The sequence below is a fragment of the Vibrio splendidus 12E03 genome, from assembly GCF_000272105.2.
Classification (GTDB): Bacteria; Pseudomonadota; Gammaproteobacteria; order Enterobacterales; family Vibrionaceae; genus Vibrio; species Vibrio splendidus_I.
The window spans coordinates 1-3,116 of the sequence record NZ_AJZD02000060.1; the positions used below are offsets into that span (position 1 = coordinate 1).

At 40.1% G+C, this 3,116-nt stretch carries 2 protein-coding genes; both read left to right on the forward strand.

All coding sequences use genetic code 11. The features are described from left to right. Positions 1–524: 524 nt before the first annotated feature. Entirely contained in the window at positions 525–2,480 is a 1,956-nt protein-coding gene (locus A142_RS05430) for an alkyl/aryl-sulfatase (RefSeq protein ID WP_019820755.1), read from the forward strand. 9 nt (positions 2,481–2,489) lie between these two features. Further along, positions 2,490–2,954, forward strand: a complete 465-nt coding sequence (locus tag A142_RS05435; protein ID WP_019820756.1) for a hypothetical protein — start codon at positions 2,490–2,492, stop codon at positions 2,952–2,954. Positions 2,955–3,116: the final 162 nt, after the last annotated feature.

A 3,116-nucleotide genomic window follows, 5' to 3' on the forward strand; every position in this document is an offset into this window, starting at 1 on the left:
TGTGCACTTTGCAAAGAAAACCCAGCATCCCACAGCCATAATCAACTACCTCGGTCGTTACCTTAAACGCCATCGATTGCTGACGCAAAACTGGCTCATTATCGAGGTGAAGCTAACCTATCGTTTCGTTATCTCGACCACTTCATGAAGTATTCCCCTATAGCCGCTGGTTTTACGAATTTTCGAAGAAGTATTTTCGACAAATTAACTATCCCAACATTCAGAAAACTCCGCATTAGAAACTTTGAAGTTGCTAAACATCAAGTACTTAATTTAGTTGTTATCGCTGGCTCATCGACTATACGTTGTATGTAAAAACATGCTACCTAGCGACCAATCTCTTAGAAGACGTGAGTTACTAGTATAAACAAAATCGAATATTAGTTATTTAACCATTCCTTCCAATAAATGCTCATCAAATAGCAAAGTAAAGCAATTAAGTACTTATAAATAGTAAGTTTTTTTAAAACTATTTAACTTTTCTGCTAACCTAGTGTATGAAATATGTTAAGGAGTAAAACAATATGAGAAATATTTCGACCTCGCTGCTTTTGTTGACCATATCGACAGGAATTGTCGCAGCAGAATCTAAACCTGCAACTCAAGCTACTATTGATGTCAATCAGGCACTTTATAAAACCCTACCATTTACAGACACCAAAGATTTTGAGCGCGCTCAAAAGGGTTTTATTGCCAAGCAGGATGTAGTGACCATTACAAATGAAAACGGTGATGTTGTCTGGGACTTAGAGGAGTATAAAAAATTCATTTCATTAAATACGAAAGCACCTGATAGCGTAAACCCTAGTTTATGGCGTAACGCCCAACTAAATATGATAAACGGCCTTTTTAAAGTTACTGACGGGATCTACCAAGTCCGCGGCTATGACTTGTCAAATATTACCTTTGTCGAAGGTGAAACTGGTTGGATTGTTTTTGATCCATTAATTTCTCAGGAAACCGCTAAAGCAGCGTTGGAATTCATCAACGCAGAACTTGGTGAGCGACCTGTTACTGCTGTTATCTATAGCCACAGTCACATAGATCACTTTGGTGGTGTTCGAGGTATTGTTGATGAAGCTGATGTAGACGCTGGTAAAGTGCAGATTATCGCGTCACATGGATTTACAGAGCATGCGGTTTCTGAAAACGTCATCGCTGGTAATGCAATGGGTCGACGCGCAATTTATATGTATGGTGCGCTGTTGCCACGTAATCCTGAAGGTGGTGTTAACGGTGGCTTAGGTCAAACGACCTCAACTGGTCTTGCAACTCTCATTCGCCCAACTATCTTTATTGAAAAAACAGGTGAAGAGCACGTTATTGATGGTATCAAAATGGTGTTCCAATACACACCAGGCACTGAAGCCCCAACAGAGATAAACACTTGGATTCCTGAAAAAAAAGCATTATGGATGGCTGAAAATAGTACCAATACCATGCACAATATTTTGACCCTTCGTGGCGCACAAGTTCGCGATGCTTTGAAATGGTCATATTACTTAAATGAAACCATTGAAATGTGGGGTGATGAAGTCGATGTCAAATTCCAAAGTCACCATTGGCCTTTATGGGGACAAGAAGAAATTGTCGAGTACTTTAAGCTTCAACGCGATATGTATAAATACACTCACGACCAAACCGTTCGCTTAATGAACCAAGGCTACATCGGCTCTGAGATCTCTGAAATAATTCAATTTCCAGATGAAATCGAAAATAACTGGAGTACTCGTGGATACTACGGAACTCTGCGTCACAACAGTCGCGCCGTCTATCAACGCTACATGGGTTGGTACAGTGGTAATCCATCTGATCTCAACAACCTTCCACCAACGAATGCTGCTGTAAAGTATGTTGAGTATATGGGCGGGGAAAGTACTGTCATAGACAAAGCGAAAAAAGATTTTGATGACGGAAATTATCGATGGGTAGCAGAAGTATTGAAACACGTTGTCTTTGCAAATCCTCAAAGTAAAAAAGGTAAAGCACTACTCGCTGATACTTATGAGCAACTTGGGTATCAATCAGAATCTGGCCCTTGGCGATCAGTCTACTTACAAGGTGCATATGAATTAAGAAACGGTACTCCATCTGTAGGAGGAACCAATACAGCTTCTCCAGATATCATCAAAAATATGCCACCAGAGATGTTATTCGACTATCTTGCAGTTCGATTGCTTCCAGAAAAAGCCGCTGGAAAGAACTACATCATTAACATCATTTTCAACGATCTCAATGAGAAATATACCTTATATATCGAAAATTCAGTGCTTAACCACACAACGAAGTTTAATGATGATCCAGATGTTTCGCTCACTTTAACCAAAGCAACGCTTGATGAAGTACAACTTGGTGTAATCACTCTTGAGAAGGCTATTTCCAATGGTGATATTAAACTCAACGGTGATAAGAAAGTGTTTAAAGACTTTGTTGGTATGCTTGATTCATTCGATTTCTGGTTCAATATTGTGACACCCTAGGAAGGTAATATGAAGGCACTATACCCAATGGTATTGTTGAGCCTTACATTAGGAGCAAGCATGACGACTCATGCTTGCTCTTATGATGGACAACTCAATAATCCCTTTACTGAGAGCTTTCCCGGCTCACTCGATATTGCAATTGCAACACAAGATGCGTTAAAGCAAAACCTCCTTGAAAACATTGAAACTCTCGAAGGTAAGCAAGGGTTAAGACGTGCGAGTTGGTGGCTAAAACTAATGGCAAAGCAGCAACAAGTTGACCTCCAGACCGTGTCATATATCTACCTTATCGACAGCCATTTATGGACTAAGGTAACCCCCGATCAAGATATTCAGGTTCATGTCTCGCCAATTTCAGCCAAGCCATCGTCCGTCATGGTCATTAGCGAAGCTGCATTACAAGCATTAATCGGAGGAAAAATAAATATTGAGCAAGCTGTAGAGCTTGGAATTGTTCAGTTTACAAGTTAGCACGTTATTTTTGGCTCCTGAAAAACCGATTCTGATATTCCCTAAACAAGAAAGCGTTTGAATGGAGCTACTGCTAATATTGGTATAGATATAACATCGAGTACTGAAGCTGCATGACTTAGGCAGTGTATGGGCTTTGTTTCCTAATTCGAGTTCAGGTAC